Annotated in this window: 15 protein-coding genes; 6 read left to right on the top strand and 9 right to left on the bottom strand. The window is 73.0% G+C overall.

Features of this window, described 5'->3' with window-relative positions; translation table 11 throughout:
- Positions 1 to 219 precede the first annotated feature (219 nt).
- Positions 220 to 1,842 carry a CocE/NonD family hydrolase gene (locus OG373_RS22390; RefSeq protein WP_405439907.1) on the top strand — a complete coding sequence of 541 codons (1,623 nt, stop codon included), beginning with the start codon at positions 220 to 222 and terminating at the stop codon, positions 1,840 to 1,842.
- Positions 1,843 to 1,980: 138 nt separating this feature from the next.
- Here OG373_RS22390 and OG373_RS22385 read toward each other — a convergent pair whose 3' ends face one another.
- Genes OG373_RS22385 through OG373_RS22375 form a run of 3 tightly spaced genes read right to left on the bottom strand, consistent with a single transcriptional unit; the run spans position 1,981 to position 6,183 of the window.
- Positions 1,981 to 2,337, bottom strand: coding sequence for a DUF1801 domain-containing protein (locus OG373_RS22385; protein ID WP_405439905.1), 357 nt, complete (start codon positions 2,335 to 2,337; stop codon positions 1,981 to 1,983).
- Positions 2,337 to 3,320: an EamA family transporter gene (locus tag OG373_RS22380; protein ID WP_405439903.1), complete on the bottom strand. Its 984-nt coding sequence runs from the start codon at positions 3,318 to 3,320 to the stop codon at positions 2,337 to 2,339. Before OG373_RS22380 ends, OG373_RS22385 begins: the two co-directional genes overlap by 1 nt.
- Positions 3,321 to 3,366: 46 nt before the next feature.
- Entirely contained in the window at positions 3,367 to 6,183 is a 2,817-nt protein-coding gene (locus OG373_RS22375) for an FAD-binding and (Fe-S)-binding domain-containing protein (RefSeq protein ID WP_405439901.1), read from the bottom strand.
- 84 nt (positions 6,184 to 6,267) lie between these two features.
- Between OG373_RS22375 and serC the strand changes: the two genes are divergently transcribed.
- Both serC and OG373_RS22365 read left to right on the top strand, forming a co-directional pair.
- Entirely contained in the window at positions 6,268 to 7,386 is a 1,119-nt protein-coding gene (gene serC / locus OG373_RS22370; RefSeq protein ID WP_189973056.1) for a phosphoserine transaminase, read from the top strand.
- Between the two features lie 152 nt (positions 7,387 to 7,538).
- The gene (locus tag OG373_RS22365; RefSeq protein WP_405439899.1) at positions 7,539 to 10,670 is read left to right on the top strand and encodes a sacsin N-terminal ATP-binding-like domain-containing protein; all 3,132 of its coding nucleotides are present in this window, start codon (positions 7,539 to 7,541) and stop codon (positions 10,668 to 10,670) included.
- Positions 10,671 to 10,715: 45 nt separating this feature from the next.
- On the opposite strand, the gene OG373_RS22360 is transcribed toward OG373_RS22365, so the two are convergent.
- From OG373_RS22360 to OG373_RS22350, 3 genes are all read right to left on the bottom strand, one after another.
- Entirely contained in the window at positions 10,716 to 12,386 is a 1,671-nt protein-coding gene (locus OG373_RS22360) for a hypothetical protein (RefSeq protein WP_405439897.1), read from the bottom strand.
- Positions 12,387 to 12,490: 104 nt separating this feature from the next.
- Positions 12,491 to 13,270 (bottom strand): SGNH/GDSL hydrolase family protein, encoded by a 780-nt coding sequence (locus OG373_RS22355; RefSeq protein ID WP_405439895.1) that lies wholly within the window; start codon positions 13,268 to 13,270, stop codon positions 12,491 to 12,493.
- On the bottom strand, positions 13,257 to 13,823 hold the full coding sequence (locus OG373_RS22350) for a PadR family transcriptional regulator (RefSeq protein ID WP_405439893.1): 567 nt from the start codon (positions 13,821 to 13,823) through the stop codon (positions 13,257 to 13,259). Before OG373_RS22350 ends, OG373_RS22355 begins: the two co-directional genes overlap by 14 nt.
- Before the next feature lie 98 nt (positions 13,824 to 13,921).
- On the opposite strand from OG373_RS22350, the gene OG373_RS22345 reads away from it, so the two are divergent.
- Positions 13,922 to 14,335, top strand: coding sequence for a nuclear transport factor 2 family protein (locus tag OG373_RS22345; RefSeq protein WP_405439891.1), 414 nt, complete (start codon positions 13,922 to 13,924; stop codon positions 14,333 to 14,335).
- Between the two features lie 32 nt (positions 14,336 to 14,367).
- Here OG373_RS22345 and OG373_RS22340 read toward each other — a convergent pair whose 3' ends face one another.
- Together OG373_RS22340 and OG373_RS22335 are read right to left on the bottom strand one after the other, a co-directional pair.
- Positions 14,368 to 16,833 carry an HAD-IC family P-type ATPase gene (locus OG373_RS22340; protein WP_405439889.1) on the bottom strand — a complete coding sequence of 822 codons (2,466 nt, stop codon included), beginning with the start codon at positions 16,831 to 16,833 and terminating at the stop codon, positions 14,368 to 14,370.
- A 334-nt stretch (positions 16,834 to 17,167) separates the two neighbouring features.
- The gene (locus tag OG373_RS22335) at positions 17,168 to 17,542 is read right to left on the bottom strand and encodes a DUF2530 domain-containing protein (RefSeq protein WP_405439888.1); all 375 of its coding nucleotides are present in this window, start codon (positions 17,540 to 17,542) and stop codon (positions 17,168 to 17,170) included.
- Positions 17,543 to 17,670: 128 nt separating this feature from the next.
- Between OG373_RS22335 and OG373_RS22330 the strand changes: the two genes are divergently transcribed.
- Positions 17,671 to 19,134: an NCS2 family permease gene (locus tag OG373_RS22330; RefSeq protein ID WP_405439886.1), complete on the top strand. Its 1,464-nt coding sequence runs from the start codon at positions 17,671 to 17,673 to the stop codon at positions 19,132 to 19,134.
- Position 19,135: 1 nt separating this feature from the next.
- On the opposite strand, the gene OG373_RS22325 is transcribed toward OG373_RS22330, so the two are convergent.
- Positions 19,136 to 19,318 carry a hypothetical protein gene (locus OG373_RS22325; RefSeq protein WP_030010567.1) on the bottom strand — a complete coding sequence of 61 codons (183 nt, stop codon included), beginning with the start codon at positions 19,316 to 19,318 and terminating at the stop codon, positions 19,136 to 19,138.
- Between the two features lie 130 nt (positions 19,319 to 19,448).
- Between OG373_RS22325 and OG373_RS22320 the strand changes: the two genes are divergently transcribed.
- A complete protein-coding gene (locus OG373_RS22320) occupies positions 19,449 to 19,886 on the top strand; it encodes a MarR family winged helix-turn-helix transcriptional regulator (RefSeq protein ID WP_030387373.1) in 438 nt (145 codons plus the stop codon).
- The last annotated feature ends 24 nt before the right edge of the window (positions 19,887 to 19,910 follow it).

The following is a 19,910-nucleotide window of genomic DNA, read 5'->3' as shown; positions in this document are numbered from 1 at the left end:
CGCCCACCGGCCGCAGGTCCCGCCGCACGGCGGCCTGCGGGCACGGAGGGGGCGAATTCGGCCGCAACCCGGAAACTCGCGATACGTCACCGGATGTCCCGTCGATACTGAACGTTCCGCTCCGGCCCGGACGGGCGCACACACCACGCACCGCACCCCCACGTTCGTGTCACTCGAACCGCTCGACGACGAAGACGACGACGAAGAGGATGGACTGACGTGACTCCAGCCGCCCGAACTCCCTTCTCCCTCTATCCCGAACTCGACGCGACCGCCCTCACCGCCTTCGTCGCCGCCCTGGAGAGCGGCGACGTCACCGGCCTCGCCCCCGCCCGCGCCGCCGAGATCGCCGAGGTCCGCTCGGTCGCCGTCTTCACCCGCGGCAAGGTGACCGGGGCCGACGGGGACCTCCTCGACGCCGCGCTCTGGCGGCACACCGGGACCCAGCCCCGCCCCGCGATCGTCATGCCCTCGCCCTGGTCCGGCCTGGGCTGGCTCCCGTACGCCGTCCAGGCCTCCCTCTTCGCGGCCCGCGGCTACAACGTCCTCGCCTACTCCACCCGCGGTTTCGCCGGCTCCGAGGGCCAGGTCGACGTCGCGGGCCCGCTCGACGTCGCCGACGGCAGCCGCGCCCTGGACCACCTCATCGAGCGCAGCACCGGGACCGTGACGAAGATCGGCTTCCTCGGGGACTCGTACGGCTCCGGCATCAGCCAGCTCGTCGCCGCGCACGACACCCGCATCGACGCCGTCGTCGCCCTCAGCACCTGGGGCGACCTCGGCGAGGCCTTCTACGAGAACTCCACGCGGCACGTCGCGGCCGTACGGGCCCTGCTCGACGCGGCCGCGAAGGCCCGGCTGAGCCCGCAGACGCAGAGCGTCTTCGACAACGTGCTCGCCAACCGCGACGTCCAGGGCACCCTGCGCTGGGCGGAGACCCGCTCGCCCTTCTCCCACATCAAGGAGCTCAACCGCCGCCAGGTGCCGGTGTTCTTCTCGCACGCCTGGCACGAGACGCTCTTCCCGCCCAACCAGACGCTGAAGATGTTCAACGAACTGACCGGTCCCAAACGCCTCGCCGTCTCCATCGGCGACCACTCCGGCCCCGAGATGACCGGCATGCTCGGCCTGCCCAACCGGATCTGGACGGACGCCCACCGCTGGCTCGACCGCCACCTCAAGGACATCGACAACGGCATCGACGCCGAGGGTCAGGTGCTCGGCGAGATCATGTGGAGCAAGACCCTCGAACCCCGCCCCACCTGGCCCTCCCTCACCGAACGCGTGGAACGGCTGCACCTGGCGGACGACGGCGAGCTCGGCGAGGAGCCGCAGCCCGGCTGGACCTCGACCGTGCTGTGCGGGGTGGACACCCCGGCGACCGTCGCCGACCAGGTGGTGCAGTCCGGCTACGCGGAGATCGCCGGCCGCCCGAAGATCTACCGGACCCAGGACATCGACCGCACCGTCGCCGCCGTGTGGACCGCGGACCCCGTCGCCGAGACCACCCGGCTCCGCGGCATACCGAGGCTGCGCGTGACGTACCGGGCGGCGAACCCGGGATCCACCTTCGTCGCGTACCTCCTCGACACGGCGCCCGACGGGACGGCGCACATCGTCACGCACGCCCCGTACACCGACCTCGACTCCCCGCCCGACAGCCTGATCAGCGCGGACATCGAACTCCAGGCCACCGCCTACGACGTGCCGCGCGGCCACCGGCTGATGCTGGTGATCGACGCCCGCGACCCCTTCTACGGCGACGCGAACCTCCCGCGCGCCACCCTGGCGTTCACCTCCCCGGACGCCACCCCGTCCTACCTGGACCTCCCCCTCGGCTGACCCGCCCACCCGCCCGGCCGGTCCTCCGACCGGCCGGGCCGGACCCTGGACGTTCGACAAGGTCCGGCGGAAGGCCCCGGCTGCGTGCGGGGGTGCCGAGGGGGTGAAGGCTCCGCGTGCCCGGGTCCCGTACCGCGCTCAGCAGACCTCGCCCGGGACCGCCCGGGCCGTCGCACGCAGGAGGTCCCGGAGGAGGTCGAAGTCGACCTCGGCAGGGTTGCGGAAGCGGAGGCAGGCCTTGCCCATGTCGTGCGGGGCCAGGCGGGACGCGAAGGCGTCCCGGATGTCCGTGCGCATCAGGTAGAAGGAGATGTACTGCTTCTGGTTCGCCCAGGCGATCTCGCCGGCGGTCGCGCCCGCCCGCACGTACACCGGCATCCCGTACGCGATCCCCTCCTCGAACCCGGTCAGCTCCTCCAGACACAGCTCCCGCAGCCGCACCAGGGCACCCCGACGGGCCTCCGGGGCCGCGGCCAGGTAGGTGGCGACGTCCATCAGGCGGCCTTCCTACGGATCTGCGAGCGGACCGCGCCCATGCTGGCCGCGATCACGAGGGCGATGGCCAGCGCGTCCAGTGCGGACATGGCCTGGTTCAGGACGAGGAAGCCCGCGGTGGCGGCGATCGCCGGCTCCAGGCTCATCAGGATCGCGAAGGTCGGAGCCGGCATCCGCCGCAGCGCGAGCAGTTCCAGGGTGTACGGGAGGACCGACGACAGGACGGCCACGCCCAGGCCGAGGGCCAGCGTGCTCGGGACCAGCAGGTCCGAGCCGGCTTCGGCGATGCCCAGCGGCAGCGAGACGACCGCGGCCACCGCCATCGCGAGGGCCAGCCCGTCCGCCTGCGGGAAGCGACGGCCGGTACGCGCGCTGAACACGATGTACGCCGCCCACATCGCGCCCGCCCCGAGCGCGTACGCCGCGCCCAGCGGGTCGAGGGAGCCGAAGCCGAGGCCGCCCCCGCCGTGCCCGGACAGCAGGACCACACCGCCGAGTGCGAGGCCGGCCCACAGCAGGTTGACCAGGCGCCGCGAGACGATGACGGAGAGGGCGAGCGGCCCGAGGACCTCCAGGGTGACGGCCGGGCCGAGCGGGATCCGGTCGATGGCCTGGTAGAAGAGGCCGTTCATACCGGCCATGGCGGCGCCGAAGGCGAGCACCGTGCCCCAGTCGGAACGGGAGTGGCCGCGCACCTTCGGGCGGCACAGGAGCAGCAGTACGAGCGCCGCGGCCGCGAGGCGCAGGGTGACCACGCCCGCCGCGCCCGCCCTCGGCATGATCATGACCGCGAGGGCGGCGCCGAACTGCACCGAGATCCCCGCCGAGATCACCAGCGCCACGGGCCCCAGTCCGGAGCCGGAGCCGGAGCCCGACGCGGAACCGGAAACGGAGCCCTCGGCGGTCGACGGAACCGGCGCCGGAGCCGCTTCGGTGGCGGCCGTGGGCGAGCTCGTCGGGGACGAAGAGGAAGGTGCGGGCATCTGTCCAGCCTAAGGGTCCGTAAGGAGTGTTGCCGTATGTCCTGCCTTACAACCCCTCCGCCAGCAGTTCCGCCAGGTGCCGGGCCCGGCCCCCGCCCAGCTGTGCGATCTGCGTACGGCACGAGAACCCGTCCGCCTGGATCACGGCGTCCCGCGGGGCCGCGCGCAGGGACGGGAGCAGCTGTTCCTCCGCGCAGGCCACGGACACCTCGTGGTGCCCGGGCTCGAAGCCGAAGTTGCCCGCCAGGCCGCAGCAGCCCCCGCTGAGCTCGCCCACCAGCCCGGCCCGCTCGCGCAGCCGCCGGTCGGGGCCGTCCCCGAGCACCGCGTGCTGGTGGCAGTGGGTCTGGCCGACCACCGCCCGGTCCAGCCGCGGCGGCCGCCAGTCCGGGGCGTACTCCTCCAGGGTCTGCGCGAAGGTCCGCACCGCCGCCGCCATGCGGGCTGCGCGGGGGTGGTCGGGGAGCAGCGCGGGCAGGTCGGTGCGCAGGGCCGCCGCGCAGCTCGGTTCCAGGACCACGAACGGCCCGGGTGCGTCTCCCAGCACGTCCAGCGTCCGGCGCAGGACCCGGCGGGCCCGGTCGAGGCGGCCGGTGGAGACGTACGTCAGGCCGCAGCAGACCCGGCCGCCACGGGGGACGGACACATCCAGGCCCGCGGCCCGGAGCACGCGGAGCGCGGCGTGGCCGGCCTCGGGGGCGAGGTACTCCGTGAACGTGTCGGGCCAGAGGGTGACGGCGAGACCGGGCGCGGGACCGGAACCGGGCGGCGGGTCGGCCGCCGCCCCGCACCCCGCCGCCTCGGGCCGGTGGCCCGTACCGCGCGTGAACGGCCGCTTCGCGAGTTCCGGCAGGGCCCGCTCCGGGGTCAGCCCCGGCACCGGTACCGGCAGCAGGCGCGCGGCCGCGTTGACGGCCCCCGCCGCCCGCAGGCGGGCGATCAGGCGGAGCCAGGCCGGCAGCCCGCCCAGCGTGTAGTGGGACAGCGGGCGGATCCGGCCCGCCCAGTGCCGGTCCAGGAACTCCGCCTTGTACGCGGCCATGTCCACACCCACCGGGCAGTCGCTGCGGCAGCCCTTGCACCCCAGGCACAGGTCGAGCGCCTCGGCGACCTCCGCCGAGCGCCAGCCGTCCGTGACGATCTCCCCGGCCAGCATCTCGTGCAGCAGCCGCGCCCGGCCCCGCGTGGAGTGCCGCTCCTCGCCCGTGACCCGGTAGGAGGGGCACATCACGCCGGGCCCGCCCGGCTCGGTCGTACGGCACTTCGCGACCCCCACGCACCGTGCGACCTCGCCCGCGAACGAGGTGGCCGGCAGCACCGCGAAGCGCAGGTTCTCGTCCAGCCGCGCCGGCCTGACCAGCATTCCCGGGTTCATGCCGCCCGCCGGGTCCCACACGTCCTTGTAGGCGCCGAAGAGCCGGATCACCTCCGCGCCGTACATCTTCGGCAGCAGTTCCGCCCGCGCCTGCCCGTCCCCGTGCTCCCCCGACAGGGAGCCGCCGTGCGCGACGACCAGATCGGCCAGTTCCCCGGAGAAGTCCCGGAAGCGCGCGATGCCCGCCGCCGACACCAGGTCGAAGTCGATGCGTACGTGCACACAGCCCTCGCCGAAGTGCCCGTACGGGGATCCGCGCAGCCCGTGCGCCGCCAGCAGCGCCCGGAACTCCCGCAGGTACGCCCCCAGCCGGGCCGGCGGCACCGCGCAGTCCTCCCACCCCGGCCAGGCCATCCCTCCGTCCGGCATCCTCGTCGCCGTGCCCGCCGCGTCCTCGCGGATCCGCCACAGCGCCCGCTGCGCCGCCGGGTCGGTGACGACCGTCGCGTCGAGCGGGTCGGCGGCCCGTACGAGGGCCCGCGCCCCGCCCTCGTCCGGCATCTCCACGAACAGCCATGCCCCGCCGCGCGGCAGCGCCGGTGCCCCGCCCGGCACCAGGTCCTCGGCCATCCCCTCCACCGTGAGCGGCCCGTACGGCAGCAGCCCCGCCGCCGCGTCCGCCGCCGCGCTCTCGTCGGGGTACCCGAGCACCGCGAGCACCGGCGCGGACGGCGCCTCCACCAGACGCACCACCGCCTCCGTCACCACCCCGAGCGTGCCCTCGCTCCCGCAGAACGCCCGCGCGAGCTGCACCCCGTGCTCGGGCAGCAGTGCGTCGAGACCCCCGTAGCCGGAGATCCGCCGCGAGAAGGCGGGCGCCGTCCCGCCGGCCGCCATTCCGCCGGCCGCCATTCCGCCGGGCGCCGTCCCGCCGGGCCGCATCCCGGTGCGCAGCAGTCCGAGGTGCGCGGTGACCAGTGCCCGCAGCCCGTCGGGGGCACCCGTCCAGCCCGTTCCGATCCGGTGGGCGGTGCCCCCGTACGCCGTCACCGCGAGCTCGGTCACGTTGTCGGCGGTGGTGCCCCAGGCCACCGAGTGGGCCCCGCACGCGTTGTTGCCGATCATGCCGCCGAGGGTGCAGCGCGCGTGCGTGGACGGGTCGGGCCCGAAGGTCAGCCCGTACGGGCGCACCGCGTCCCGCAGCCGGTCGAGGACCAGCCCCGGCTGGACCACGGCGGTGCGCGCCGCCGGGTCCACCGAGACGAGGGCGTTCATGTGCCGGGTGAGGTCGAGCACCACGCCCACCCCGGTGGCCTGGCCCGCGATGGAGGTCCCGCCGCCGCGCGGTACGACGGGCACCCCGGCGCCGGCGCACACGGCGAGTGCGGCCGCCACGTCCTCGGCGTCGCGCGGGGCGACCACGCCCACCGGCACGCGGCGGTAGTTGGAGGCGTCCATGGTGGTCAGGGCCCGTGCGGCGGCGCCGAAGTCGACTTCCCCGCGCAGGTTCTCCCGCAATGTCCGTTCGAGTTCACCGGGTGACGTCACGGCCCCAGCCTCCCACCGGCCGGAGCCGTCTCATCCGGTGGACGCGCGTCCGGAGCGCGGACCGGGACCCGATACGCTCCGCTCGTGGCTGAGATCCAGATTCCCGCTGACATCAAGCCCGCCGACGGACGCTTCGGCGCGGGCCCCTCCAAGGTGCGGACCGAGGCGCTGGACGCCCTCGCCGCCACCGGTACCTCCCTGCTCGGAACCTCACACCGCCAGGCCCCGGTCAAGAACCTGGTCGGCTCGGTGCGCCAGGGCCTCCGGGACCTCTTCTCCCTCCCCGAGGGGTACGAGGTGATCCTGGGCAACGGCGGCTCCACCGCCTTCTGGGACATCGCGACCGCCGGTCTGATCGAGCAGAAGTCCCAGCACCTCACCTTCGGCGAGTTCTCCTCGAAGTTCGCCACGGCCGCGAAGCTCGCGCCGTGGCTGGACGCGCCGTCCGTGATCTCCTCGGAGCCGGGTACGCACCCGGAGCCGGTGGCCGAGGCGGGCGTGGACGTGTACGCGTACACGCACAACGAGACCTCGACGGGTGTGGCGGCGCCGATCAAGCGCGTCGCGGGCGCCGATGCCGGGTCCCTCGTTCTGGTGGACGCGACCTCGGGCGCCGGCGGTCTGCCGGTGGACATCACCGAGACGGACGTCTACTACTTCGCCCCGCAGAAGTCCTTCGCCTCGGACGGCGGCCTGTGGCTGGCCGCGTTCTCCCCGGCGGCCCTGGAGCGCGCGGCCCGCGTGCACGCGTCCGGCCGGCACATCCCGGAGTTCTTCTCGCTGCCGACGGCGATCGACAACTCGCTGAAGAACCAGACGTACAACACCCCGGCGCTGGCCACCCTCTTCCTGCTGGACCAGCAGCTGGAGTGGATGAACAGCCAGGGCGGCCTGGAGTTCACCACCGGCCGTACGGCGGCCAGTGCGCGCAATCTGTACGGCTGGGCGGAGGCGTCGAAGTACGCGACCCCGTTCGTCGTGGACGCCGACAAGCGCTCCTCCGTCATCGGGACGATCGACTTCTCGGACGACATCGACGCGGCGGCCGTCGCCAAGGTGCTGCGCGCCAACGGGATCGTGGACACCGAGCCGTACCGCAAGCTCGGCCGCAACCAGCTCCGTATCGCGATGTTCCCGGCGATCGACCCGGCGGACGTGCAGGCGCTGACCGCCTGCATCGACCACGTGATCGAGAAGCTCTGACCATCACCCGCCCGGTACGACGCGAAGCCCCCGGTGACCTGCTGTCGCCGGGGGCTTCGGCGTTCCCCGGACACCCCGAAGGCCACCGGCGTAGGGGGTCTCCCGCACGCGGTACCTTCAGGGGTCCGGAGGCGAATCATGGAGGCAGCGGCGTGAGCGTGCGAGTGACGGCGGCCCAGAGCGGCGTGGATCCCTTCGGCACGGCCCGGCTGCGGCGCGGGGTGCTCGACGCGTGGGGTGCGGGCCCGGCCCGGTTCCGCGAGGACGCCAACGCCGAGGAGGACCTCGCGCTCGGCGGCTACCGGGACCGGCTCGTCATCGAGCTGGCGCAGAACGCCGCCGACGCCGCGGCCCGCGCCAAGGTCCCCGGCCGGCTGCGGCTCACCCTGCACCCGGGCGAGGGCGGGCACGCCCTGCTGGCCGTCGCCAACACCGGTGCCCCGCTGGACGCGACGGGCGTGGAGTCGCTGAGCACCCTGCGCGCCTCCGCCAAGCGGGAGCCCTCCGGGGACAGCGTCGGCCGCTTCGGCGTCGGCTTCGCGGCCGTGCTGGCCGTCTCCGACGAGCCCGCCGTGCTCGGCCGCCACGGCGGCGTCCGCTGGTCCCTGGCCGAGGCCCGCGAACTGGCCCGGGACGCCTCCGTCGGCAGCCCCGGCCTCGGCGACGAACTGCGCCGCCGCGACGGGCACGTCCCGCTGCTGCGCCTCCCGTTGCCCGCCGAGGGCACCGCCCCCGAGGGCTACGACACCGTCGTGGTCCTCCCGCTGCGCGACTCCGCCGCCGAGGCGCTGGTGGAGCGACTGCTGGCGGGCATCGACGACGCCCTGCTGCTCACGCTGCCCGGGCTGCGCGAGGTCGTTGTGGAGACCGCGGCCGACGGCACGCGCACGCTGTACCGGCGCGACGAGGGCCCGTACACCGTCATCGAGGACACCACCGCTTCCGGCACCGTCACCCACCGCTGGCGTACCGTCCGTCACGGCGGCCCCATCGAGCGCGCGCTGCTCGCCGACCGGCCCGTCGAGGAGCGGCTGCGGCCCGCCTGGGCGGTGTCCTGGGCGGTGCCCGTCGACACCGACGGCGCCCCGGTGCGCCCGGTCACGGCCCCCGTGGTGCACGCGCCGACCCCCACCGACGAGCCGCTGGGCATCCCGGCGCTGCTCATCGCGACCCTGCCGCTGGACACCACCCGCCGGCACCCGGCGCCGGGGCCGCTGACCGACTTCCTCGTGGAGCGCGCGGCCGACGCGTACGCCGAACTCCTCGGCGCCTGGGACCCGGTGACCACCGAGCTGGTGGACCTGGTGCCCGGCCCGCTCGGCAAGGGCGAGCTCGACGGGGCCCTGCGCGCCGCCGTGCTCCAGCGCCTCCCCCGTACGGCCTTCCTCGCTCCCGCCGCCCCGCCCGAGCACGCGGAGGAGCGCGCCGCCCTGCGCCCCTTCGAGGCCGAGGTGGTGGAGGGCGCGGGCGCCGACACCGTACGCGTCCTCGCCGAGGTCCTGCCGACGCTGCTGCCCGCGGGCCTGGAGCGCCGCGCCGAGCTGCGCACCCTGGGCGTGGGCCGGCTCCCTCTGGGCGATGCCATCGAGCGGATCGCGGGCATCGAGCGGACGCCCGACTGGTGGCACCGGCTCTACGACAGCCTCGCCGGGGTGGATCCGGACCGGCTGTCGGGGCTGCCCGTGCCGCTCGCCGACGGCCGTACCTCGATCGGCCCCCGGCACATCCTGCTGCCGGGCGCGGACACGCCCACGAGCCTGGCCCGGCTGGGGCTGAAGGTCGCGCACCCCGACGCGGCGCACCCGCTGCTGGAGAAGCTCGGCGCGCTCCCGGCCACGGCACGGGCGGTCCTGACGACCCCGCAGGTGCGGGCCGCCGTCGCCGCCTCGCTGGACGCCGGGGAGATCTGGGACGAGGACGCGGACGCCCTGGACGCGGACGAGCTGGCCGAGGTGGTCCTGGGGCTGGTCCGGGATGCCGATCTGGCACCGGGCGACGAGCCGTGGCTCGGCGCACTGGCCCTGCCCGACGAGGACGGCGAACTGGTTCCGGCGGGCGAACTGCTGCTGCCCGGCAGCCCGCTGGCCTCTGTGATCCGCGAGGACGAGGTCCCGTACGTGGACGCGGACCTGGCGGAGCGGTGGGGCGCCGGACCGCTGACCGCGTGCGGGGTACTGGCCACCTTCCAGCTGGTCCGCGCCACCGATGTGGTCCTCGACCCGGACGAACTGGAGCCGCGCGAGGGGGACTTCGCGGAGCCCGACGACGCGGGGCTGCTGGATGCGGTGGACGTGTGGTGCGAGGACGTCCTGGACCAGCTGCCGGACACCCCGGTGCCGCCGGTGGCGACCGAGCTGATCGCCGTACGGGACCTCGACCTGGTCGACGACGACTGCTGGCCGCAGGCCCTGGCCATGCTCGCGCAGCCGCCGCTGCGCGACGCGCTGACCCAGCCCGTACGGATCCTGCTGCCGGACGGCACCACGCAGTCGGTGCGCCCGTACACCGCCTGGTGGCTGCGCGACCACCCGGTGCTCGACGGCCGCCGCCCGGCGGGCCTGCGCGCGGCGGGCGGCGACCCGCTGCTGGCGGGCCTCTACACCTCGGCGGACGCCACGGGCTTCGAGGACGAGCAGGTCCTGCGGGCGCTCGGAGTACGGACCACGGTGGCGGCGCTGCTGGACGAGCCCGGCGGCGCGGCCGAGCTGCTGGGCCGGCTCGCCGACCCGGAACGCGAGGTGACGGGCCACCAGCTGCACGGCCTGTACGGCGCGCTGGCCGATCTGGACCCCGAGCAGGTCACCCTGCCGGACGAGCTGCGTGCGGTGGTGGACGGCGAGGTCGTGGTGGTGGACGCGGCGGAGGCGCTGATCGCGGACGCCCCGGACCTGCTCCCCCTGACGGCGGGACTGCCCCTCCTGCCCGTCTCCCCGTCGAGGGCCGCGGACCTGGCGGACCTCCTCCAGGTCCGGCGGCTCTCGGACACGGTCCCGGCGGAGGTGACCACGCCCGGCGAGGAGCACGAGGTGCCGGAGTCGGTGGCGCTGCTGCTGGGCCCGGCCACCCCGGCGACGTACATCGAGCACGAGGAACTGGTCGCGGGCGGCACGGAACTCGACTGGCGCCGCACCCCCGACGGCACCCTCCACGCGTCCACCCTGGAGGGCGTGGCCGCGGGCCTGGCCTGGTCGGCGGGCCAGTGGCCCCGCCGCTTCGAGGTGGCGGCCCTCCTGGAGGACCCCTCCCGCACGGCGGAACTGGCCCGCGACCGCTGGTTCGACTAGCAGCCGCCCGGCCCGGCCGAGACGACTCGGCCGGGCCGGGCGGCCTCAGACGGCCGGGCCGAAGCCGGTGACCGTGGGGTGCGGGGCGGTCGTGCCCGTACCCGGGAGGACGGTGACCCTGCCGGTGGCGTCCGCGGACCAGAGGTCCGGCAGGCCGTCACCCGTGAGGTCGCCGTCGGAGCCGAGGCGCGGGTGCGCGGCCGGCGTCAGGGTGGACAGGACCGGCCCGGCGGCCGGGTCGGCGAAGGCGGAGAAGTCCGGTGCGTCCGCGGCGCCCTTGATGGAGAAGGCGCGGATCGTGCCGTCCGCCCGGGAACGGGCCCACAGGGTCGGGAAGTCCGTGCCCTGCGCGCGGCCCGGGGTGAGCAGGTCGTAGCCGGACCAGCGGGTGTCGTTGCCGGAGAGGAGCGTGGCCGACCGCAGTCGGATGCCGCCCAGCTTCGCGAGCCACAGCCGCCCGTTCTCGACGAACAGCAGGGAGCTGCGGGGCAGGAGGCCGTCGACCGCGCTGTCGCCGGTGGGCGATCCGTACGCGGCGATCTGCGTGACCTGCGACCAGTCCGAACCGAACCCGTGCTGGGCGCAGTCGATGGCCGAGCCGGCCGTGTCCAGGCACGTGGCGGGCTTGTTCACGGCGCTCGGGGCCTGGTCCGTGAAGCGGCCCGCCCCGTCGTTGTCGAACCGGTAGAGGTTGCTCTCCCCGGGGGCATGGGCCAGCAGGTCGTCGACCCTGCTCTCGCCGAGGGCTCCGCGGTGGGTGTACTGGACGCCGGCCCAGCTCTCGCTGCTGCCCGGGGCGGCCAGGTGGTGGGCGTTCGCGGGGTCCAGCGGGCTCGCGCCCCACCGGCGGAGGTCGCCCTCGGCGTCCGGGACGAGGACGTCCGGCTTTCCGTCGGCGTCGATGTCACCGAAAGCGGCGGGCTTGGTGGCGGGCTGCGCGTAGTAGTCCACCTGCGCCTGGCCGAGGTTGCCCGCGTTGTCCATCGTCTGGAGGTGGACGGACTGGCTGCCCCACGTGGCGGGCTTGACCTTGATGTCGACCGAGCCGTCCGTCAGCCGCACCACGCGGGAGTCGGTCGCCCCGTCCGCGCAGCTCCAGCCGACCGGGAAGACCGGGCTCGTCTGCCAGCGGGCGCAGGCGATTCCCGAGCCGCTGTCGGCGCCCTTCACGGTGAAGTTGGCCTCCTCGCCGACCTTCTTGGGGGCCTCGTCCGTGGTGACCTCGGCGGTGGGCCGGGTGTGGTCCACGCGGAAGTAGCACCAGGCCGTGTACGGGCTGGTCAGCTTCCCGTCGGTGGCGCGCGCCCGCCATGCGTACTGGCCGCCGTCCTTCAGCAGGTCGCGGGAGACGGTCGTGGCGGCCTCGGGGTGGGAGGACCACACCGTCGCGAGGTCGGTGCGCCTGCCCCCGTACGAGGTGTCCCAGAGCTGGAACGTCGTCTGCAACTGGGCACCGGACGCCGAGGTGGCGGTGACCTTGGTCGTGATGACATCGCTCAGGCCGATCCAGCCGGCTCCGGATCCGGAGTAGGGGTCGGTGTAGCAGTCGGAGTACTGGTCCTCACCGGCGAAACCGGGGACCGGGCTGGTGCGGGGCGCGGTGACCTTGGGTGTCGCCGGGTCGGCGGCGGCCGCGGCCGGCGCCGCGGCGGCCAGGCCGAGCGCCAGCGACAGGGCCGCCGCGGGCAGGGCGCGCAAGGGTGCCTTGGGTGTCATGTGTGCGAAATCCCCCCTGGGACTACTGCTGTTGACCGATTCGATCAGTTGCAGTGTTCCTGAATGGGTTAGCAGATCGCACTGACATTTGATTGAGCGGGCGCTCAGGCCGGGCCGAACGGCAGGAGTTCCGGCCGCTTGGCGGTGCGGCCGTCGCCCGAGGAGCGGCCGCGGAGGCGGCGGCCCAGCCAGGGGCCGAGGAAGGCGGCCGCCCAGCGCAGCTCGGCCGCCATGGTGGAGGCGCCGGCGGTGGGCGGCTGCGGCGGGAGCGGGTGCGTCCAGGTGTCGTCGCTGCCGGGCAGGCCGACGGCGTGGGCGAGGGCCGCGGCGATCCGGGCGTGGCCGACGGGGCTGGCGTGGAGGCGGTCGGTGGTCCACATCCGCGGGTCGGTCACGGCGACCGGCCGGGCGGTCTCGGCGACGGTGACGCCGTGGCGGGCGGCCGCGGCGCGGATGCGGTCGTTGAGGTCGGCTATGCGGGGTGCGACGGGCCGGGCGAGGGGCACGAGCACGCTGAGGTCGGGGAAGGTCACGGTCGCCACGTGGGCCCCGGCGGCCGTGAGCACGGCGAACATCTCCTCCAGGTGCGCGGCGACCTCGGCGGCGTCGAACCTGGGCCGGAGGATGTCGTTGACCCCGGCGACGACGGTGGCCAGGTCGGGGCGCAGGTCCAGGGCGGGGCCCAGTTGTTCGGCGCGGACCTGCCCGGCGAGGCGTCCCCGTACGGCCAGGTTGGCGTACTGGAGGCCGGGGTTGGCGGCGGCGAGGTGCGCGGCGAACCGGTCGGCGAAGCCGCGCAGGCCCACGGCGTCGTCCCCGTCGCCGAGGCCTTCGGTCTGACTGTCGCCCAGGGCGACGTAGCGCAGGTACTCACCGTTCGGCACGGTTCATCCTCTCCCTCAGGACGGCCGCACTGCGGCGGCACCAGTCGCGGTGTCCCTGTTCGAAGGCGAGGCCGCGCAGGCCGGTGAGATACCCGCCGATCCGCTCGCCGTGGAGCAGGAACTCCTCCTCGTCCGTCTCTCCGCGCATCTTGCGCAGCACCTTGCCGAGCAGCTCGATCTTGGCGTCGGCGGCGACCGCGCGCGCTTCGAGCTGTTCGATCACCGGCTCGATGCCGATCCGGTCGGCGGTCTGCACCTTGACGAGGAGGTCGTCGCGGATGACGGAGGACTTCAGGGGGGCCGCGGCGAACTCCGCCAGTTCGGTGCGGCCGGCTTCGGTGACCTGGAAGAGGCGTTTGTTGGGCCGGCTCTCCTGGACCACCTCGCGGCCCTCGACCAGCCCTTCCTTCTCCAGCTTGGCGAGCTCGGCGTACAGCTGCTGGGGCAGGGCGTGCCAGAAGTTCGCGACGCCGATGTCGAAGGACTTGGCCAGTTCGTAGCCGCTGTACTCGCCGTCCAGCAGCGCCGCCAGTACGGCATGCCTCAAAGCCATTCCGGCCACCTCTTCCGCTTCACCGCCTGTCCCGGCATCATACTCATGAAAGTGACTAGTCAGATTCATGAGTATGAGTGTGAGTACGAGGAGGGGTCATGGAGACTGCCGAACGCTTCCGCGCCGCCGTGGAGAAGCGGGATCTCACTGCGATGGAGGACCTGTTCACCGAGGACGTCCGGCTCTACAGCCCGGTGAAGTTCACCCCCTTCGAGGGCCGGCCCATGGTGCTGGGGCTCTTCGGGGTTCTGCTGCGCGTCTTCGAGGACTTCCGCTACGTCGGCCGCTTCGAGGGCGCCGCCGAGACCGGCGCCGACGGCACGGAGGCCCCGGCGGAGGTCCTGCTCTTCCGGGCCACCGTGGACGGCAGGGAGATCCACGGCATCGACCTGCTCCACTTCGACGGGGCGGGCCGGATCAAGGAGTTCACCGTGATGGTCCGCCCGCAGTCCGCCGTGCAGGCCCTCGGCCAGGCGGTCCTCGCCGGCCTGGTCGCCGACGGCCTCGCCTAGGCCACCCGCCACCGGCCACCCGCCACCCCGCCCTAGGCGGGGAACTTGCGGTCGACCCACCTGAAGGTGAACTCGATCAGGACCGCGGCGGCGACCGCGACGGCCACCGCGATCCACGGCACCGTGGCGCCGACCAGCTTGAGCTGGAAGAAGTCCTGCAGCCACGGCACGACGAGGACGATGAGGAAGGCCCCGCCCATCGCGCCGACCAGGGCCACCCGCCACCAGGTGTACGGCCGGGCGATGATCGCCAGTACCCACATCGAGGTCAGGAACAGCGTCAGCGTGGCCGCGCTGGACTCGGCCTCCAGGGCGCCCTGGCCCGTGTAGTGGTGTCGGGCGATCAGGTACGACACGAAGGTGGCCACGGCCGCGATGACACCGCCGGGGATCGCGTACCGCATGACCCGCTTCACGAAGTGCGGTTTCGCGCGCTCCTTGTTGGGGGCCAGGGCCAGGAAGAAGGCCGGGATGCCGATGGTGAGCGTGGACAGCAGGGTCAGGTGGCGCGGCAGGAACGGGTACTCGACCTGCGAGCAGACCACCAGGATGGCCAGCAGCACCGAGTAGACCGTCTTGGTGAGGAAGAGCGTGGCCACCCGGGTGATGTTGCCGATGACCCGGCGGCCCTCGGCGACCACCGAGGGCAGGGTCGAGAAGCTGTTGTTGAGGAGGACGATCTGGGCCACCGCCTTCGTCGCCTCCGAGCCGGAGCCCATGCTCACGCCGATGTCGGCGTCCTTGAGGGCGAGCACGTCATTGACGCCGTCGCCCGTCATGGCGACCGTGTGGCCCTGGGACTGGAGGGCCCCGACCATGTCCCGCTTCTGCTGCGGGCTCACGCGCCCGAAGACGGAGTTGGCGTCGAGGACCTTCGCCATGTCCTCCCGGTCGTTGGGGAGCTTGCGGGCATCGACGGTGTTCTCCGCGCCCGGCAGCCCCAGCTTGCCGGCGACCGCACCGACGGAGACCGCGTTGTCGCCGGAGATGACCTTCGCCCGGACGTTCTGGTCCTCGAAGTAGCGCAGCGTGTCGGCGGCGTCGGGGCGCAGCCGCTGCTCCAGCACGACGAGGGCGGTCGGCCGGACCCCGGTGGCGACGGCCGCGTCGTCGAGTTCGCGGGCGGAGCGCGCCAGCAGGAGGACCCGCAGTCCCTGTTCGTTGAGGTCGTTGATCTCGTCGAGGGCCGGGTCCCCGGCGGGGAGCAGCACGTCGGGGGCGCCGAGCAGCCAGGTGTTGTTCTCGCCGTCGCCCTCGCTGAAGCTGGCGCCGCTGTACTTGCGGGCGGAGGAGAAGGGCAGGGACTCGGTGCAGCGCCACTCCGCGCTGTCCGGGTAGGCGTCGATGATCGCCTGGAGGCTGGCGTTGGGGCGGGGGTCCGACTCGCCGAGCGCGCCGAGCACCTTCTTGACGTACGCGGGTTCCGCGCCGCCGAGCGGACGCAGCTCGGTGACGTCCATGCCGCCCTCGGTGAGGGTGCCGGTCTTGTCGAGGCAGACCACGTCGACGCGTGCGAGGCCCTCGATGGCGGGCAGCTCCTGGACCAGGCACTGCTTGCGGCCGAGCCGGATGACGCCGATCGCGAAGGCCACGGAGGTGAGCAGGACGAGCCCCTCGGGGATCATCGGGACGATGCCGCCGACAGTCCGGGCGATGGAGTCCTTGAGGTTGTTGTCCTTGACGAGGAGCTGGCTGATGATCAGGCCGATCGAGGTCGGGATCATCATCCAGGTGACGTACTTGAGGATGGTGGAGATGCCGGAGCGCAGCTCGGAGTGGACGAGCGTGAAGCGGGAGGCCTCTTCCGCCAACTGGGCGGCGTAGGCCTCGCGGCCGACCTTGGTGGCGGTGAAGGCGCCACCGCCCGCGACCACGAAGGAGCCGGACATGACCGCGTCCCCGGGCTTCTTCAGGACGGGGTCGGCCTCGCCGGTGAGCAGGGACTCGTCGATCTCCAGGCCGTCGGCCTCGCCGACGGACCCGTCGACGACGACCTTGTCGCCGGGGCCGAGTTCGATGACGTCGCCGAGGACGATCTCGGAGGTGGAGATCTCGGCGGTCCGGCCGTCGCGGCGCACGCTGGGTTTGGCCTCGCCGATGACGGCGAGGCTGTCGAGGGTCTTCTTGGCGCGCAGTTCCTGGATGATGCCGATGCCGGTGTTGGCGACGATCACGAAGCCGAAGAGGCTGTCCTGGATCGGTGCGACGAAGAGCATGATCGCCCAGAGCACGCCGATGATCGCGTTGAACCGGGTGAAGACGTTGGCGCGGACGATATCGGTGGTGGAGCGGCTGCTCCGGACGGGAACGTCATTGACCTCGCCCCGCGCGACACGCTCCGCGACCTCGGCGGTAGTCAGTCCGGCCGGCTTGAAACGGGGTGCGGGCGGCCGCATCGGGTGTACGGGGTCCAGCTCCGCTCCCGCGTCGATGGCGGGAGCGGCCGTCCCGCCACCCGGCTCCGGCCCGTCGGATTCGGTTCCAGCCCGCTGCGTCATGCCTTCGACGTTAAGCGGGCTTCTTGCGCTTCACCCGCCGAGAAGTCCGAAGATCCGACTTCGGGATGACCCGAATCGTCCCCTGGTAGCCCTGCGGGCCGACGCCTCTCCGGGATGTCCCCCGCAGACCGAGCGAACCCACTGCCGGCCCCGTGCCGACCGGGCCCGGGGTCCGCGGGCCGAAGAGCCGTGCCGTGGGGCGGGGACACTCCGGGACGTCCCCGCAGGCCGAGCGAACCCGCCGCCGAACCACGGGCCGATCCGGCCAAGGGTTCGCGAGCCGAGGAGACGTCCCGGAGGGGCACCGCCCCACCCGAAACCGCGCCGCCGCGGCCTAGGCCTGCGGCCCCGAGCCCGTCTGACCGTCCCGCTCGGACTGCCCCGCCTGCCCGTCCCGCTCGGCCTGCCCCGCCTGCCCGTCCCGCTCGGCCTGCTCGGCCTGCGCAGCAGCATCGGCCTCGGCCTCGGCGGCGTGGCGCTTCAGCGCCGCGTCCCGCCCCCGGACGTACCAGATGCCGATCAGGCCGAGGAAGCCACCGGCCGCACACGTCCAGACCCACCACAGCTGGCCCCGGTCCGCGAACCATCCGTAGAAGGGCAGCTGGACCAGGAAGAGGGCGAACCACAGGATCGTGCCACCTGTGACGGTGGCGACGACGGGGCCCTCCAGGGGCTCGGGCGCCTCGTGCTTCGCAGTCCATTTGGCCATGCGGCAAGTCTAGGCGGCCCGAAACGCCATCTACGCGCGGAGATGGACGCACTTTCGTTCATGTGTTCATACTGAAACGGTTTGGGCGCGGCCCATTTTCTTCGTATGAACCACCCAATGAGGACCGTATGAGCACCCCGGCCCCCGCCCCCGCAGACACCGCCCCGGAGCCTTCCCCCCGGGGACCCGCCGGCGGACTGGACCGCTGTTTCAAGGTCTCGGAGCGCGGCTCGACCCTCGGCCGCGAGGTCCGCGGCGGCTTCGCGACCTTCTTCGCCATGGCCTACATCATCGTGCTCAACCCGATCATCCTGGGCAGCGCGAAGGACATGTACGGGCACCAGCTCGACTCCGGCCAGCTGGTGACGGCCACCGTCCTGACGGCCGCCTTCACCACGCTCCTCATGGGTGTGATCGGCAACGTCCCGATCGCGCTCGCCGCCGGTCTCGGCGTGAACACGGTCGTCGCGCTCCAGCTCGCCCCGCGCATGAGCTGGCCCGACGCCATGGGCATGGTGGTCCTGGCCGGCTTCGTGGTGATGCTGCTGGTCGCCACCGGACTGCGCGAGCGGGTCATGAGCGCCGTGCCGGTGGGCCTGCGCAAGGGCATCGCGATCGGTATCGGCCTGTTCATCATGCTGATCGGCCTGGTCGACGCGGGCTTCGTCTCCCGCATCCCGGACGCCGCGCACACCACGGTCCCGCTCCAGCTCGGCACCACCGGTCACCTGGACGGCTGGCCCGTCCTGATCTTCGCGGTCGGCGTGCTGCTCACCCTCGCCCTGCTGATCCGCAAGGTCCCGGGCGCGATCCTGATCTCCATCGTGGCCATGACCCTGGTCGCCGTCGTCGTCCAGCTGATCGCGAAGGTGCCCGACTCGGGCTGGGGCCTGACCGTCCCGGAGTGGCCGGGCAACCCGGTGTCCAGGCCCGACTTCGGGCTCGTCGGCGAGGTCAGCCTGTTCGGCGGCTTCGCCAAGGTCGGGATGCTGACCGGCATCCTCTTCGTCTTCACCGTGCTGCTGTCCTGCTTCTTCGACGCCATGGGCACGATCCTCGGCGTCGGCGACGAGGCGAACCTGATCGACAAGACGACCGGCGAGTTCCCCGGGATCAACCGCGTCCTGCTGATCGACGGCCTGGCGGTCGCCTCGGGCGGCGCCACCTCCTCCTCCGCGACCACCTGCTTCGTGGAGTCCACGGCCGGTGTCGGCGAGGGCGCCCGTACGGGTCTGGCGAACGTCGTGACGGGCGGTCTCTTCGCCGTGGCGCTGTTCCTGACCCCGCTGGCCACCATGGTCCCGTCCCAGGCGGCCACCCCGGCGCTCGTGGCGGTCGGCTTCCTGATCCTGGCGGGCTCGGTCAAGGACATCGACTGGAGCGACTTCACCATCGCCGTCCCGGCCTTCCTGGCCATGGTGATGATGCCCTTCACGTACTCGATCACCAACGGCATCGGCATCGGCTTCATCAGCTTCTGCGCGCTGCGTCTGGCGACCGGCCGGGGCCGTGGGGTCCCGGTCGCGATGTACGTGGTGGCGGCGGTGTTCGTCTTCTACTACGCGATGCCGGCCCTCGGCCTCGGCCAGTAGCTCACGTCAGCCCGTAGAACTTCTCTGTCTCGTCGACGGCCGCCTTGAAGCGCTCGTCGAAGTCATCGCGAATGAGCGTCCGGACGACATAGTCCTGGACGCTCATTCCGCGTTTGGCCGCATGGATCCGGAGCCTGTCGAGGAGCTCCCCGTCTATGCGCATGCTCAGCACATGTGTCCCCATGCCGAAAGAGTCGGGGCAGAGGGTGCGTACGCGTGTCGCTTTCAGCCGCCGACTCACCCGTACGAGTGACCCCGGGCATGAGGCGGAAAACCGGTGTTCCTTAGGAAGAGTAATGAGTTACTCTAAACACATGCATGACCTTTCCCATGGCGACGACCTTGCCGCCGTGAACGACCTCCGCTCCGCCGTCATGCGGCTGGGGCGACGCCTGAAGCACCAGCGCGTCGACGAGTCGCTGAGCCCGACCGAGATGTCGGTCCTCGGCACCCTCGCCCGCTGCGGCCAGGCCACACCCGGAGAGCTCGCCCGCCGCGAGCACGTCCAGCCGCCGTCGATGACACGCATCGTCGCGTTGCTGGAAGCCAAGGGACTGGTCACGCTGGAACCGCACCCCGACGACCGCCGCCAGAAGGTGGTCCGCCAGACGGAGGAGGCCGAAGCGATGCTCGAAGAGAGCCGCCGCAAGCGCAACGCCTTCCTGGCCGGGCTCGCGGCCGAGCTGACCGAGGACGAATGGGCCAAGCTGCGCGCGGCCGCACCCGTCCTGGAGAAGCTCGCGCACCTGTAGGAACGACGCCAGGAGGCGAACGCT

It is taken from the genome of Streptomyces avidinii, from assembly GCF_045161815.1.
Classification (GTDB): Bacteria; Actinomycetota; Actinomycetes; order Streptomycetales; family Streptomycetaceae; genus Streptomyces; species Streptomyces avidinii.
This window is presented reverse-complemented; position numbering and strand designations above follow the sequence as displayed.

Coding starts and splice junctions, on each gene's coding strand:
- OG373_RS22360 (WP_405439897.1), bottom strand. CDS start 12,386: ATGACACCCAAGGCACCCTTGCGCGCCCTGCCCGCGGCGGCCCTGTCG.
- OG373_RS22320 (WP_030387373.1), top strand. CDS start 19,449: ATGCATGACCTTTCCCATGGCGACGACCTTGCCGCCGTGAACGACCTC.
- OG373_RS22325 (WP_030010567.1), bottom strand. CDS start 19,318: ATGGGGACACATGTGCTGAGCATGCGCATAGACGGGGAGCTCCTCGAC.
- OG373_RS22335 (WP_405439888.1), bottom strand. CDS start 17,542: ATGGCCAAATGGACTGCGAAGCACGAGGCGCCCGAGCCCCTGGAGGGC.
- OG373_RS22345 (WP_405439891.1), top strand. CDS start 13,922: ATGGAGACTGCCGAACGCTTCCGCGCCGCCGTGGAGAAGCGGGATCTC.
- OG373_RS22380 (WP_405439903.1), bottom strand. CDS start 3,320: ATGCCCGCACCTTCCTCTTCGTCCCCGACGAGCTCGCCCACGGCCGCC.
- OG373_RS22330 (WP_405439886.1), top strand. CDS start 17,671: ATGAGCACCCCGGCCCCCGCCCCCGCAGACACCGCCCCGGAGCCTTCC.
- OG373_RS22340 (WP_405439889.1), bottom strand. CDS start 16,833: ATGACGCAGCGGGCTGGAACCGAATCCGACGGGCCGGAGCCGGGTGGC.
- OG373_RS22385 (WP_405439905.1), bottom strand. CDS start 2,337: ATGGACGTCGCCACCTACCTGGCCGCGGCCCCGGAGGCCCGTCGGGGT.
- OG373_RS22350 (WP_405439893.1), bottom strand. CDS start 13,823: ATGGCTTTGAGGCATGCCGTACTGGCGGCGCTGCTGGACGGCGAGTAC.